We start from the raw sequence: 14795 nt of genomic DNA, 5'->3' as shown, positions 1-14795 counted from the left end.
AACCTAACGTATCAGGTGGCGGCGCCGGTACTTGCGCATAACCAGATAGATCCACGGCCAGATAATCGCCGAGGAGATTACCGGGTATAAGTATGGCAAAAGAAACACGGCATCGTTCAATACATGTTCGAGTTCATACACCACCGCCCGCTTCACCAGCACCAGAAGACCAACAATCAAGGCCTGCTGGGTCAGTGAGTAATTACGTATGCGTTGGTAATGCCGAACCGTCGGATAGGCGATAAGCAGTAGCGCAATTGCGTAAATACCAAATACTGACCCCATCAGGATATCGGCCAGTAAACCCAGGATCAGCACCGTACCAAAACCAACCCTATGCGGTATTGCCAGCAGCCAGTAAATGATAACCAACGACAACCAGTCGGGCCGCCAGGGCTCCAGAAATGCCGGTAGCGGCATCACCATCAGCACCATCGCCAGCACGTAACTCAGCAGTAAGGGGAATAAACCAGCTTTAATCCACATCCGGCACCTCATCATCATAGACTGGCTCTTCGCTGGCATTCGCCGGCCATAGCAGCAGCAGTGTGCGGACGCGATCGAGCTCAGCAAAAGGCCGCACCAGCACCTTGGCATAAGGGCGGTCTTCATCGCGGTCAATGGAGTCGATCATAGCGACCGGATAACCTTCTGGGAACACGCCGCCAAGACCGGACGACAGCAGGATATCGCCTTCGATAAGTTCGGTACTGTGGGGAATGTAGAGTAATTCAAGCAACGCCAGATCGCCGGTGCCTTTTGCCAGTACGCGAATATCATTACGCTCGGCCCGCAATAAAACGGCGTGACTTTGATCGGATATGAGCAGGACGCGGGCAGTGTTGTGGCCAACACTGGTGATCTGGCCGACAATGCCGCGATTGTCCAGCACCGGCTGGCCATCGTAAACACCGTTGGCTGAGCCTTTATTAATCACCAGTTGGTGCGAAAACGGATCCGTAGCGACGGCGACGACTTCAGCGACCATGCGGCGGCTGGCCTGGCGCACTTCAGATCCCAGTAACTGGCGTAACCGATCATTCTCGTTTTCGAGAAAATTCAGCCGCTGCACCGCCATTTCCAGCTCCAGCAGTTCCTCCTGTAACCGGTAGTTCTCTTCCCTGAGGGCTGTACGGGTGGTCGACAGATAAACCAGCCGATCTAACAGCTCTTCAGGCAATATGGCCAGGTACTGGATAGGCGCGACCAGGGAGGTCATAAAGGAACGCACCGGCTGCATGGTATTGAGCCGGTGGTCTAAAAATAACAGCGAGCCAGCAATGGCTAGTGACAGCACCAGCCGGGTACGTAATGAAGGCCCGCGTTCAAATAGCGACTGCATAGCGTCGCTTACTCATAACTAAAGAGGTCACCGCCGTGAACGTCGATCATCTCCAGAGCTTTACCACCACCACGAGCAACGCAGGTTAGCGGGTCATCGGCAATAATAACCGGGATGCCGGTCTCTTCCATCAGCAGCCGGTCGATATCCCGTAACAAGGCACCACCGCCGGTCAATACCATACCGCGCTCAGAGATATCTGACGCCAGCTCAGGCGGGGATTGCTCAAGGGCTACCATAACCGCGCTGACGATACCCATCAGGGGCTCCTGCAAAGCTTCCAGAATTTCGTTGCTGTTCAGGATGAACGAACGTGGCACCCCTTCGGCAAGATTACGGCCGCGTACTTCGATTTCGCGCACTTCATCGCCAGGGAAAGCAGAGCCGATTTCATGTTTAATTCGCTCAGCGGTCGCTTCACCAATCAGTGACCCGAAATTACGGCGAATGTAATTAACGATGGCTTCATCGAACTTATCGCCACCGATTCGTACTGATGATGAATAAACCACGCCGTTTAACGAGATAATGGCAACTTCAGTGGTACCGCCACCGATATCAACCACCATGGAGCCCGTCGCTTCGGATACCGGCAGGCCAGCGCCGATAGCCGCTGCCATCGGTTCATCAATCAGGTAAACTTCGCGCGCGCCGGCACCAAGGGCCGACTCGCGGATAGCCCGGCGTTCGACCTGAGTTGAACCACAAGGCACACAGACCAGTACCCGCGGACTCGGCCGGAAATAATGGCTGTCGTGTACTTGCTTAATAAAGTGCTGCAGCATTTTCTCGGTGACATAAAAGTCGGCGATAACGCCATCTTTCATCGGCCGGATGGCCTTGATGTTACCCGGTGTACGACCGAGCATCTGTTTGGCGGCATGGCCTACGGCAGCGACACTCTTAGGTCCACCAGAGCGCTCCTGGCGAATCGCTACCACGGATGGTTCGTTAAGAACTATGCCTTCGTCTTTTACATAAATCAGCGTATTCGCTGTCCCCAAATCGATAGACAGATCGTTTGAGAAGATACCCCGGAGTTTTTTAAACATGGACTGGCCAATCCCTACAAAAATTAGTCTCGCGTTCAACGCGTATGAAGATCATCACACTTTAGCAACGCGCTCCTGCCACGGCAAGGCGCTTCGCCGATATCTTACCATGTATTTACTTTTTGATTACCACGCATATTACCAACCTGTTTCGCGCTGGTAAATTATTCGATCATTACCCCGAAACAAGCCAAAAACTAATGGCGCACAGGGGTTAAACTGTGGATCCGTGGCCGGACTGCACTCATCATCCCACTGATACTGCAGCCATGGCAGGCCAATGTCATTCAGATTCAGGTCCCAGTTAAAGCTACCGCTTAGCCCCGGTGTTACTGATTGCCCCAGCAATAATGGCTGGCTAACCTGCCGTTGGCCAGCAAGCACCGGCGTTGGCATCAGGGGCTCGGCTGCCAGTTCGGCCGCAGTCAGGCCTTCATTTGATACGAAATCAGCAAAGCGGGTGCCCTCGGGTGTAGTCCAGTTATCACTGTATTGGGTACTGTTGTCCCGGCCATTGGTGATAAACAAAGTACCGTCGAAGTATTCGACCAGAAATTCGAGATCCAGCACGTCGTTGCTTGCCCCGTAGGCCGGCAGTAACAGGATACGGCCGTCAAGCAGCTCGGTACCTTCGATTGGGGCAAAGCTATAGTCAAGGCAGGAGCCTCCGGGGGTATTCTGTACGCAAACACCATCGCTGTCGGTAAGGGCTGCGGCGGGAACGGTGAGTTCAGCGCAGCTGGCAAAAGGCGCCGTTGCTGTGGCGGGATCCTGAACGTAACGCAAGCCATCCTCTGCAGGCAGTGACACCGTGAAATCAGGTGCGGTATCGGTATCATTGCCGGTATTTAATGACGCATTGCTGGTGCCGTCAAAGGCCAGCGGGAAAGGTCCCTGACCGTCACAGCTGGTGACATGAGTGTAGCTGCGATTACTCCAGTCCGAAGCATACTTGAAAAAAGCATCGCGGTAATTCACCACTGTCATGCCCTGCAGGTTTTTAGGCGCAAAATTCAGCTGTGGATAGTCGCCGGAGAAAACGAGCGGCTGCCCAAGGTAGCTGAAGTCGTCCTGGGCATGCTGGAATAGCGGCGCAACCGGCTCCCCTGCGGTAAAGTAAGCGGGATAAAAGCGTCCGAGGCTGTCACTTTGCCCGGTCACATCACTGGTTCCCAGATATGCATTGCCAAACTGGTTCGCCAGCAGGCTAATCACGCCGACATCGGTGTAGGACACATCTGTTGAAGAATAGGCACCGCTACCGCTGCCGTCGAACGCCAGCGGGCTATTTAAAACGATCGTACCGCCCGAGCCTGTTGGTGCCACATAATCGGGCGTGGTCACCAGTACCGGGCGCTGCTGGGTGCTTTCATTACCATAATTCCCGGTCACATTGCCCTGCTGATTGACCGCAGTAACCGTTACGCCAAAGCTCTCTCCCGCCTGGCGGAACAGCGGTGCCTGCCCATAATCACTGCTGTAAGAAGCAGCCGTAGAAGTTGGATTGGTACTGATAACAAAGGCATAAGGCCGCACCACCACGTCACTGCCTAGCGCGCCGGCGAGGTTGGCGCCGGTGGCTACGGTCTTCTGCGCGTTAAAACTGATGGCACCTGCGTCGGGATAAGTAACAGACAGATTCGCAGTGCCGTTGGTGCCGAAATCAGCACTCACTGACGCAAACGTCGGCGACTCGGTAATACTTACCCCGCCGAAAGTGGCTGTTTGTAAGCAGGCGGCCGGGTCGGTACAACTCATTGCCAGATCAATATCCTGTTGCCCGTTTAACGCGGCTTCACAGGCGCCGGTGTTATTATCCGTACGTACCGCCTGCACAGTCAGAGTAAAGGCCACGCCGGCCTGGGCTTCGCCCGGCGCGCTGAGCAAAAATCCGGTATCGGCGAAACTGATATTGCAGTCGTCGACGCCGTTCAGATCGCACTGGGCAGGATTGAGCGCTACATCCGAGGTTGAGAGGCTCAGGGTATAGGTATCCGCAACAGGCACCGACAGATTTGTGCTGAACGCACCGGTACCATCGAAATTGCCGCTGGTGGAAAATGAGTTTGAGCCTGAAGCCGCGGTCAGGGTAAAAGAGCCGGTAAGCGACACTAAGCTTGAACAGGTTGAATCGGCACAGGGCCGCAGCGTGATGGTTTCAGCCTGGCAGGTGAGGCCCTGCCCATCATGTACGATCTCAAAAAAATCTAAATCCGCGTCATCGCCTAAACAAGGATCTTCTTCGTTTACGCCGTAATCGCAGCTTTCTCCGGCGTCACCGTAATCACTGCCTTCGGGGGCATTCACATAACCATCCACGGTGCCGTTGTTGTCAACTAAACAGCCGGAGTTCAGGTTTCCCGTTATTTCGCCATTATTGGTGGTGGTTTCACCGCTCTCACATAGCACCTGGACATCACCGTCCACAGTACCCTCATTGACGAAGGTGCCGGTACCCGTTATGTCTCCAGTTACGGTGGAGTTATTGCCCGAAATTGTAATATCGTTACCGGTTATATCCCCTGTGACGGTATTATTCTGGCCGAGGTAAATATTGTTGGCGTCAATATTACCAGTGATATTGACGTTCTCGCCGGTATCTAAATTACCATCGACATTCACATTACCCTGAATATCGCTGTTATTCCCCAGCGATACGTCACCGGTGATATTGAGATCGCCTGAGAAACTAGTGTTATTCTCGGCAAGTATCGAACCGGTTACCTCTACGTTGGCAATCACTGTATTACCGCTATTGCCGGTGATTAAGTCAGCACCTACGTTAATGTACATGTCGTCAGCAACACCACCGACGTTAACATCAGTGCCCGCCAGGTCCAGATCACCCGCTATGTTCAGAATTACCGGTGTTGTGATATCAACAAAGTTGTTATTCCCGTTGTACAGCGTGATATCTCCCGGGCAGTCAATTACCTGATAGCTGGTGGAGTTGATTATTTGCGTACCGTTTAGCGAGCAGCTCTGAAAGGGGTCGCCGTTAGCTCCTACATCTGCCGGCAGGGTCGAGGTTTTCGCCTGGATAACCTGAGAGGACAGCAGCAGAATTATCAAAAACAGCCATTTAATTATTGGCATCGGTGGCCTCCGTCAGTAACTGGCGGGAGTAGGCTTCGGTACCGATTTCGCAACTACCGCTGGCCTGCAGCCGGTAATGGGTTGCATCCAGTTCATCCAGGTTAAAACTGGTACAGGTCACTTCGCCACTACAATTAGCCAGCCCGGGCTGGCTGAACGATACCGTGGTCGTTGAGCAATCGGCTGCACCGCCGTCCACCGGGAAGAGTTTGAGCAAGGCCTCCTCCACTGAACTTTTCGCAGCAAAATTGGCACGCGCACCACCCACATTGGCAACCGTAGCGCTGCTGGAACTGCTGAACAGGCCAAACAGCGCCGTAGCCAGCAGGCTTAGCACCACAATAATAAACACGGCCACTACCAGCGCGCTGCCGCGCTGGCGGTGAGCACTATGATGCTTGCTGTCAGGGTAAGTTAACAATGGTCACCCCATGATGCATGGTTAAGGTTTCATCGGTGCGGGCACTGCCCAATAACATTACCAGTTCTACTGTCGTGCGTCGCACATCTGAATCCGCAATAGCAAAGGGCCGTTCCGCCGCGACATTAATATCATTGCTGATGTTAGTAGCCATTAAATTCTGCACGCCTGACCCCGGTAGTGTATTCAGATCGGGCTGGTTAGTAAGCCAGCCATAGTCGCTGAAACGCAAAAGTTGCTGCCCCGCAGTCAGACACCAGCTGACCGGCAGGCCAAGCACATAATAGCGCCGGGCCGGACTCTCGCGCTGGTAACGATCACCATCGGCCGGATTCAGGTTAAATTCGCTATAACCTGGTTCAGGAGTGTCAAAGTCGACGCTATCCAGACGCTTGACCCGGCGGGTCGAGCCGTAGACCTGGCTTTCGGTAATGGCATAGACCGCAACCCGCTGGTCGGGCCCGAAGCTATAGTCGGCCGGCGTAATGCCACGCAAGGGGCCGGTGTAGTTGGCACGCGGCAGCCGGGTGTACAGGCTGCCGGCAATGATCGGTACGTATTCAATGCAGCGATAATCACCGCTGATACGCACACTGGCCGGTAGTGCGCCGGCAATTTCACGGGTCATCCGCTCAAGAATAAACCTGCCATTGCTGACCTGCACATCACGGGCCAGCGCGTCAGTGTATATACGGGTACCGAAGCCCAGAAAGTTGAAGGTCGAAATACCGATCACACCCAGCAGCACGATCACAATAATGAGTTCAACTAAGGTGAAGCCACGCTGCCGGTTCATTAAATATTCCCCCGGTAAGCGCTGAATGTGATGATCAGATCGTTTGGCGTTATCACCTGCGTTTCGACTTTTTTATAGTTGGTAATATTATTGGTACAGGTGCCGCTAACCGAAGTTGTATAACAGACACTGACGCTGACCGTAAAATTTCTATATAACTCGCTGATAGTGGCACCGGTAAGCAGGTCACCGCTGGTGCTGAAGCCATTAAAATCATCAACGTCGTTATAATCCTCACGGCTTTCGCCGCCTTCCGGCCCCAGATTCGCGGGATCTGTGCAAACCCGCGGCGGCGAGTCACTACAGCGATTATCACCGCCTGCCTGGTTATTCCTTTGATCAAAACTCAGCGAAACAATTTCAGTCAGCAAGGATTGTCCCAGTTCGGTAGCACGCACCTGATAAATCGGATCAACAGAGCGCTGAGCCTGCGGAAACAGCGTTGCGGAAAGCCCGACCAGGGCAATCGCCAGCACCACGATGCCAATAACAATTTCAATCAGCGTAAACCCGCGGGTGGGCATCATGGGCAGCTCCCGGTCGTCACGTAGCCCTGATTGGTGACGCAGACCTGCAGCGCACTCTGGCCGCTTAAGGTGATCTGATGATTCACGCCGGCTTCGCAGTCGGCGGGCGCCGCAACCGGACAACCCAGGGCGTTAAAAGGAATGTTGTAGGGAACTGACGCGGCACTGCTGGACAAGGTCACACCGGCATCCTGTGCTTCGTCGGCCGCGATACCGCTGCCGGGATCAGTTAAGGGATCGCTGATACTGCTGGCGTTACAATCGTCAACCGCGGCAAAACGATTGCTTTCGATCCGCACCGCGTAGCAGTTTATTGTGTCCTGCATGGCGCGTTGCTGCTGCAGCCGCAACACACTTTGCAGCCGCGCCTGGAACAAATATTCATCTACGCCGTCGCGCCCCAAAAAAACCGGCGCGGCAGATACTGCCAGGATGCCGATAATCACCATCACCACGACCAGTTCAATAATCGTGAAGCCTTTGGCTTTTGGTGATTTTTGTGGGGACATCAGAGCTTTCCATCTGTTTTTGTACGCTTATCTGACTATACTGTGTCGCCTGATTGGCAGCAAATAAAAAAGGCGCAACCTGCGTTGCGCCTTTTATTACACCAAGTTCGCTATCCTTTTAACAGCCAGTAGTAACCACGGAGATGGCCGGGAAGTTCCCGGCAGTCGTCACATCAATGTACTCCACATAACACTCTGTGATAGTCGTATGATCTGTAGTCGTAATACTATCGTTAATTCCTGCGGGCGAAAATCTGGCCGTATTTGCGGTAGAGCCCGGATCGCTGTTATCGGTATAGGCAATATCCCAGTCGGCTGTTTCAATCTGCAAGGCAGCGGTAATACCCGCCGCCAGCGCAGTAGGATAACCGTATACTGTCTCCACACCACTGACTGTCACGTAGCTACTTGAGTCTTCCTCACCCTGGATTGCGGCTTTTGCATATACCGAACGGGCAGCGCCATTCATAGCGCCTTTAAGACCATCAAGCGTTGCTTCGCGTGCATCGCCGGAGAAGTTGATAAATTGTGGTGCCGCACTCACGGCCAGAATACCCAGTACGACAATCACAATAATTAACTCGATTAAAGTAAAGCCTTTGTGCGCTTTCATTTCGCATTATCCTTCTAAGTTACATCAAGGCCAGCAGGCTGACCCAACATTAAAATGTACGTTGCTAGTGAGTGCCCAAAAAAATGGCGCGCGCAGCGACAACGCCGCCCAGAGGCGGCTGCTCTTTCAAATTAGCAGTTCGTATTGTCAACCGTAATAGTCGGTGGAGCAGTCGCTGTTGCCTCTGCATAGGAAACAAAACAATCAGTAATGTCGGCAAAATTGGTATTAGGGCTATTAAGACCCGCCGGCGAGAACTTCACTGTACCAGGAGTAGTTACATCCGTTTCATTTTCATAGCGGATATCCCAGTCACCTGTAGTGATCTCCAATACCTCGACGATGCCGTCCACGGTTGCCGCAGGGTAGCCATAAACGATTTCGACCGCGGTACTGTCAACGGTAACCGTCTGATAGTCAGGAGTGCCGGCACCATCGTCGGCGTCGTCTTCCTTACCAGCTATAGAGGCTTTCGCATAGACTGCTGTGCCGGCACCATTCATCGCCCCTTTCAAACCATCCAGAGTTGATTCTCGGGCATCACCTGAAAAGTTAACAAACTGAGGTGCCGCAGTAACTGCCAGGATCCCGAGCACCACGATAACGATGATGAGTTCGATTAGAGTAAAACCTTTTTGTGTTTTCATAACGCACTTCCTCTATAAGGCGGGGCTATCCCCGTTAAGTTCAAAATTAGCTGTAACTGTTATTATTAATTGTTGCTAAAAATGCTTATGCCACCGGTCCGGGGGTTATAAACAAATACATTTCCTACGCTGAGATAATCGGTACCCGAGGGAGCCGAAGTTAAGTTTTTAATCGTATTCGCCAGGTAATAAACACAGATATCATTGGTGCCGTTGCTTTCCCGCGACACGTAATAACGGTTTTCACCCAGTAACGCAAAATTGGTCGTCGCCGTCGGTGACCCTTGCAGTATGGCTTGCATCAGGGTGCGACAATCTTCGGCGGTCATATTCTGATCATGGGCATCGGGATTGTTGTTGCCGCTGACCGGATAGCCCGTGCTGCCATCCACGTTGACTGTAACTCCGTCCATGACGACGATAGCGCCGGCGCCGTCTGAATTACCCTGAGGCCGGCCCCGTAACTCCCACTCACCACGCACCAGCCCAACTGCGCTGGCAAAACCTCCGGCTACACCTTCTAAAGCGGCGTCTTCAGCTTCTGCGGTGACGCTGGTAAAACGAGGCAACGCCGACGCGGCCAACAATCCGAGAATGACGATTACAATAATCAGTTCAATCAGCGTAAAACCCCGCTGGCTGTTATTTCGCACTACTGTCACCTCACTCATATCCTGCTTTCCCGATTATGTTGGTTGCTTTATTAATATGCAAATAATATAGGTCTAACTAACTTGTTAGGCATTTGTTAGACCTAACCACCCTGATAGGCACTCATCATGTCCCACATCGGCATAAATATACCCAGTGCCATCACCGCAATCATTGCCGCGACAATGACCAACATGATGGGTTCGATACGGGCGGTCAGGCTCTTGAGATCATACTCAACTTCGCGCTCATAGTAATCCGCGACCTCATGCAGTAACTCATCAACCCGGCCTGTTTCTTCCCCTACCGCGATCATCTGCAGCACCAGCGGTGTAAACAGCTGGCTGTGACGGGTGGCGCGGGTGAGGCTCTCTCCCCGCTCAACACTGCGGCGCATGTCGTTAATACGTTTCCCCATCCAGCTATTGTCAACCGCTTCGGCAACCAGGCTCAAAGCCTGCGTTAGTGGCACCCCTGCACGCAACATCACCGCGAAGCTACGGGAAAACCGCGACAGCAAAGAACGTAGTACAATGTCGCCGAACAGTGGCAGCCGAATCTTCAGGTAATCCCAGCGCAGTCGCCCGGCCTCGGAGCGAACGTAGCGCCTGATAAACACAAAACCGAGAACCCCGCCAAGCAGCATCACCGGCCACCAGGCCACAAAGAAATCCGAGGTGCCGATCAAGACGCGCGTTGCCAGAGGCAGCTCCACATCAAAACGCTTAAACATACTGGCAAAAGTCGGAATAACAAAAATATTCAGCACAAACATCGCAACGACCAGCGCGATCGATATAAACATCGGATAGCGCAGCGCAGTTTTTACTTGCTTGCGGGTTTCCTGCTCCCTTGCCAGATATTCTGATAATTGCTCAAAAGCTTGCTCCAGCTGGCCCGTATTTTCGCCAACGTGGACAATAGAAACCAATAAGCGAGGAAATACGTCAGGGTGAGCTGCCATGGCTGTGGATAACTCGCGGCCCCGTTCCAGGCTATCAACCACATCATGCAGTACCGCCGACAGCCGCTTATTGCTGGTATTGTCGGCAAGCCCTTCAATGGCGCGCAGCAAAGGTATTCCGGCTTTGGTCAGTGCATACATCTGCCGCGTAAAAACGATCAGATCATCGCTACCCACTTTCGGCTTAAAGAGTTGCAGCTGAATACCAGCCGGAGCTTTCGCTGGTGCCAGATTAATGTCCAACGGTGTAACGCCGCGACGCAACAGAGTATCGGCGGCAGCGCCTTCGTTCGCCGCCTCGATGCTGCCAGAGGTCAGTTGCCCCTCAGCATCCCGACCGCGATAGCGAAAGTCAGCCACGGTCTTCTTCCTCGTTACCGCTGTCACCCTCCGCCGGGGCTTTAATGCGCAGCTCTTCTTCCTCGACGGTCTCCGCCAGGTACAGCACTTCTTCGATCGAGGTTATGCCCTGCTTAGCATAATCAAGAGCAACTGCGGCTAGCGGTCGGAATCCTGGCGATGAACGGGCGGCGTGGGCAAACTCGCGCATGTTGGCATCGCGCAACGCATCGATCATTTTTTCGTTCATTTCGAGCAGCTCAAATACACCGACCCGGCCCTTATACCCTGTGTGGTTACAGTTACGACAACCACTACCCTGCACGAAGCCGGCGCCCTCAGCCGGAATATCGGGGTCCATCTGCCGCAGCACCTGAAGTTCAGCAGCTTCAGGATCCTGTGGCTTTTTACAGTTATCGCATACGCGCCGGATCAGACGCTGGGCCAGCACCCCGCGCAACGCCGCACCCACCAGATAAGGCGCAGCACCCATATCAATCAGCCGCAAGGCGCTGGTAATGGAATCGTTGGTATGCAGCGTGGTTAATACAAGGTGACCGGTAATAGCACCGCGCAGGCCGATTTCGACGGTTTCCTGATCGCGCATCTCACCGACCATGATAATGTCCGGATCCTGCCGCAAGCTGGTCCGTAGTACGCTGGAGAAGGTTAAGCCTATGCGCGCGTTCACCTGCACCTGCGAAATCCTTGGTAGCCGGTATTCCACCGGGTCTTCCACGGTAATGATTTTCTTCTCGGCCTGATTAAGTTCAGTCAGCGCACCATAGAGTGTGGTGGTTTTACCCGAGCCCGTGGGCCCCGTGACAATCAGCATGCCGTAAGGTTTATGAATCAGACGCCGCACGCGCTTCAGAATGTCATCAGGCATACCGGTCTGTTCAAGATTCAGTAAGCCAGCGGACTGATCGAGTAAGCGCATCACGCAGGATTCACCATATTGCACCGGCATAGTGGAAACCCGCACATCAATACTGTGGTCGCGCACTTTGATATGAAAACGCCCATCCTGTGGCATCCGCTTTTCAGAGATATCCAGCCCGGCCATTAGCTTGAGGCGTAATAATAAGGCGCTGGCGATGGTGGTTTCGTTCAGGATATTTTCCTGCAACACGCCGTCAACCCGCATGCGGATCCGTAGCGCCCGTTCATCGGGCTCAATATGAATATCCGAGGCCCGCACCTGCACAGCGTCAGCAAAAATCGACTGCAGCAGCTTGGCAACGGTGGCGTCATCGTCATCTTCATCAAGGGTCAGCGCACCGAGATCAAACTCCTCACCTTCGTCGTACTCCGTTTGCAACTGGCTGGCAAAATCAGCGATATCTTTGGTACGCCGGTAGAGATTATCAAAAGCTTCCAGCAGCTGCTGATCCGGCACCACGGCAAGCTTGAGTTCGCGTGGCTGCAAGTACTTGCTGATGGCATCGACTGCCTCCAGATCCGCCGGATCGCTCATCGCAATTAGCGCTTCATCTTTGGTCGCTTCGACCACCAGCGCGCGATGGCGGCGGGCCTGAACCTCAGGAACGAGGTTCACCACATCCTGCGGAATCTTGCGTTCACTCAGGTCAATCAACGGGATATTCAACTGGCGGGACAAAAAGTCCAGTAGGTCATGTTCGCTGATAAATCCTAAATCCGTAAGGGTGGCACCCAGCTTACGGCCCGTTTCGCGTTGTTCTTCAAGCGCTTTCTCGAGTTGCTTTTCGGTGATCATGCCTTCCTGAACCAGCAGGTCACCCAGGCGCATTTTCAAACGAGGTCGCATGTTATTGTCCCCCCAGAGCCTGCAGGCGTTGCTGCGCATAGCTACGCCCTTCGCGTGCCAAATCCGCAGACTCGACGGCTTGCTGATAGGAGCGTATCGCTGCGGGAATATTGCCGGCATCCTCAAAAGCCGCCGCCGCCGCCAGCCACCAGCGGCCGCGTGGCTGCTCTACCGCCAGCGCGGCATAATCAGCCGCAGCCTGATCAAAATACCCCAGCTGGTTAGCAGCCATAGCGCGTAACTGTAGCAATTCAGGAAACTCTTCAGCGTCCGGGTCGATACTACGTAAACTGCCGTAAACATCTTCGATATTTCCGGTCTGCTCAAGAATGCGGGCATGCAGTAACTGCCACTGACTTTGCATCGGCTGGCGTTCCAGCCCGTTTCGCAGCAGGGCAATAGCACGGGTTACCTGGCCGCGACCAAACCAATAGGCCGCTAGCTCACTGCGTACTGCCACATGATCCGGCATAACGATCAGTGCTTTTTCGAGTAGACCCTGGGCTTTCTCGCGCTCGCCTTTGCGCAGTGCGACGCGGGCTTTCTCCAGATTGTTTTCGGCTAGCTCCCGCGGTGTTAACTGCACCGACTTTTTCTCAAAGCTGGACAGGCTCGCGTCAGTTTGTTCTGGTTCCGGTTTTGACTCTGATTCGGGCTTTGGTTTTGATTCTGATTTTATTTCGGCTGATGCTGGTTCGGTTTCTGTTTCGCTGTCATCAGCTGATTGTTCTGATAATTCAGCTACAACCGGTGCTTCGGGTTCGGGGGTTGCACGACTTACTTCCGCTGCAGACAGGTCGCCTGCCGACCGGTTTTCTGCCGCCGGTTGCTCGGTGTTCTGTTGTTGGCCGTCCTGGTCCTCTCGCACCGTTATAGTCTGTTCAGCCAGCTGTTGCACCGGCTCAACCGCCGGCATGGTGCGCGCTGTGTCCGCTGACACTGCGGTAGTATTGATCCACCACCAGATCAGCAGTGCCACGATAATCAGCGTCGCGGTGCCCAATGCGACTGCCAGTAGCCATGCCCAGTGCAGCGGCTGCGGCGCGCTGGCCGCTGGTGTATAGCTCGAGCCACCCGGATTATGCTGACGCTGATCCAGGTCCCGCAACATGCGGTTAATGACGCTCATCGCAGGTACCCTGTCAGCCAGCCCTGGTAATAGCTAAGGCCGACGACCGCGGCAATAACAATGATACAGGCGGCAGCCACCCAGCCCCAGCGGCTGCGGGCCAGTTCGACATCTTCGGTATCAGCTACCGCCGCGCGAACCTGCTTTGGGGTGACGGCATAAACGCCTTCGCCATAACATAGCAGCAGGACCTTATGGCAAAGTACGTTTGCCAGGCGTGGAATGCCCCGGCTCGCTTCATGAAGTTGCTGCACCACCCGTCCGGAAAAAATTGGCGGCCCTTTATAACCAGCCACATACAGCCGGTGAGAAATGTAATGAGCCAGTTCATGCATCGTCATCGCTTTGAGGTTGTAACTAAATGCAATACGTTGCCGCAGCTGCCGGTGCTCGCGCTGAGCCAGGCGCTCGTTAAGTTCGGGTTGGCCGAACAGCACAATGTGCAGCAGCTTCCTGGTTTCCGTTTCCAGGTTGGATATAAGCCGCAGCGCTTCCAGGCTATCAGATGGCAGGGCCTGTGCTTCATCCAACACGATGACCACTGTCTTGCCGTCTTTGTTTATGTCCATCAACCGCTGCTGAATGGCTTGAGTAAGCAACTGCTGGTTATCAAGTTCTGCGGTATCAATCTGCAGCTCGCGGCCAATCTGACTGCGCAGTTCATCAGGGGTTAAGTGAGGATTAGGGATGTAAGCAGAAACAAACTGGTCAGGAAGCTCATTCAGTAGTTTACGGCATAGCAGGGTTTTGCCGGTGCCGACCTCTCCGACGACTTTAATGAAGCCCTCGCCAGTTTCCAGCGCGGTCAGCAACACTTCCAGTGCGGAACGGTGACCTTCGAGGTCGCAGTAAAAACTCGTGTTCGGCGTTAACGTAAAAGGCAGTTCGCGCAGACCATAATGTTTCTGATACATCGGCGT

At 53.8% G+C, this 14795-nt stretch carries 15 protein-coding genes; all 15 read right to left on the bottom strand.

Going from position 1 to position 14795, the window contains the following annotated elements; translation table 11 throughout:
- Positions 1–3: 3 nt before the first annotated feature.
- The 15 genes from mreD to IDSA_RS00080 all read right to left on the bottom strand — a co-directional run bounded on the left by mreD (position 4) and on the right by IDSA_RS00080 (position 14789).
- Positions 4–486, bottom strand: coding sequence for a rod shape-determining protein MreD (gene mreD / locus IDSA_RS00150; RefSeq protein ID WP_034773293.1), 483 nt, complete (start codon positions 484–486; stop codon positions 4–6).
- Complete coding sequence (mreC, locus tag IDSA_RS00145; RefSeq protein ID WP_034773291.1) at positions 476–1342, bottom strand: rod shape-determining protein MreC; 867 nt, start codon at positions 1340–1342, stop codon at positions 476–478. Before mreC ends, mreD begins: the two co-directional genes overlap by 11 nt.
- Before the next feature lie 8 nt (positions 1343–1350).
- Complete coding sequence (locus tag IDSA_RS00140) at positions 1351–2394, bottom strand: rod shape-determining protein (RefSeq protein ID WP_034773288.1); 1044 nt, start codon at positions 2392–2394, stop codon at positions 1351–1353.
- 138 nt (positions 2395–2532) lie between these two features.
- Positions 2533–5490 carry a DUF6701 domain-containing protein gene (locus IDSA_RS00135; protein WP_034773285.1) on the bottom strand — a complete coding sequence of 986 codons (2958 nt, stop codon included), beginning with the start codon at positions 5488–5490 and terminating at the stop codon, positions 2533–2535.
- The gene (locus IDSA_RS00130; RefSeq protein ID WP_034773282.1) at positions 5477–5911 is read right to left on the bottom strand and encodes a hypothetical protein; all 435 of its coding nucleotides are present in this window, start codon (positions 5909–5911) and stop codon (positions 5477–5479) included. The genes IDSA_RS00135 and IDSA_RS00130 overlap by 14 nt, the downstream gene beginning before the upstream one ends.
- Positions 5895–6707 (bottom strand): PilW family protein, encoded by an 813-nt coding sequence (locus IDSA_RS00125; protein WP_034773280.1) that lies wholly within the window; start codon positions 6705–6707, stop codon positions 5895–5897. The genes IDSA_RS00130 and IDSA_RS00125 overlap by 17 nt, the downstream gene beginning before the upstream one ends.
- Positions 6707–7234, bottom strand: a complete 528-nt coding sequence (locus tag IDSA_RS00120; RefSeq protein WP_034773278.1) for a prepilin-type N-terminal cleavage/methylation domain-containing protein — start codon at positions 7232–7234, stop codon at positions 6707–6709. Before IDSA_RS00120 ends, IDSA_RS00125 begins: the two co-directional genes overlap by 1 nt.
- Positions 7231–7743 carry a type II secretion system protein gene (locus IDSA_RS12225; protein WP_051985957.1) on the bottom strand — a complete coding sequence of 171 codons (513 nt, stop codon included), beginning with the start codon at positions 7741–7743 and terminating at the stop codon, positions 7231–7233. Before IDSA_RS12225 ends, IDSA_RS00120 begins: the two co-directional genes overlap by 4 nt.
- A 118-nt stretch (positions 7744–7861) precedes the next feature.
- Positions 7862–8356, bottom strand: a complete 495-nt coding sequence (locus tag IDSA_RS12220) for a type II secretion system protein (protein ID WP_034773276.1) — start codon at positions 8354–8356, stop codon at positions 7862–7864.
- A gap of 131 nt (positions 8357–8487) precedes the next feature.
- Entirely contained in the window at positions 8488–9003 is a 516-nt protein-coding gene (locus tag IDSA_RS12215) for a type II secretion system protein (RefSeq protein WP_034773274.1), read from the bottom strand.
- A 65-nt stretch (positions 9004–9068) separates the two neighbouring features.
- Complete coding sequence (locus IDSA_RS00100; RefSeq protein WP_034773272.1) at positions 9069–9674, bottom strand: prepilin-type N-terminal cleavage/methylation domain-containing protein; 606 nt, start codon at positions 9672–9674, stop codon at positions 9069–9071.
- 83 nt (positions 9675–9757) lie between these two features.
- Positions 9758–10978 (bottom strand): type II secretion system F family protein, encoded by a 1221-nt coding sequence (locus IDSA_RS00095; RefSeq protein ID WP_034773270.1) that lies wholly within the window; start codon positions 10976–10978, stop codon positions 9758–9760.
- Positions 10971–12746: a GspE/PulE family protein gene (locus tag IDSA_RS00090; RefSeq protein ID WP_034773268.1), complete on the bottom strand. Its 1776-nt coding sequence runs from the start codon at positions 12744–12746 to the stop codon at positions 10971–10973. The genes IDSA_RS00095 and IDSA_RS00090 overlap by 8 nt, the downstream gene beginning before the upstream one ends.
- Position 12747: 1 nt before the next feature.
- Positions 12748–13875, bottom strand: a complete 1128-nt coding sequence (locus tag IDSA_RS00085) for a tetratricopeptide repeat protein (RefSeq protein ID WP_034773266.1) — start codon at positions 13873–13875, stop codon at positions 12748–12750.
- Complete coding sequence (locus IDSA_RS00080; RefSeq protein ID WP_034773264.1) at positions 13872–14789, bottom strand: ExeA family protein; 918 nt, start codon at positions 14787–14789, stop codon at positions 13872–13874. The genes IDSA_RS00085 and IDSA_RS00080 overlap by 4 nt, the downstream gene beginning before the upstream one ends.
- Between the last annotated feature and the right edge of the window lie 6 nt (positions 14790–14795).

The organism is Pseudidiomarina salinarum, assembly GCF_000753715.1.
In the GTDB taxonomy this organism is placed as follows: Bacteria; Pseudomonadota; Gammaproteobacteria; order Enterobacterales; family Alteromonadaceae; genus Pseudidiomarina; species Pseudidiomarina salinarum.
This window is presented reverse-complemented; position numbering and strand designations above follow the sequence as displayed.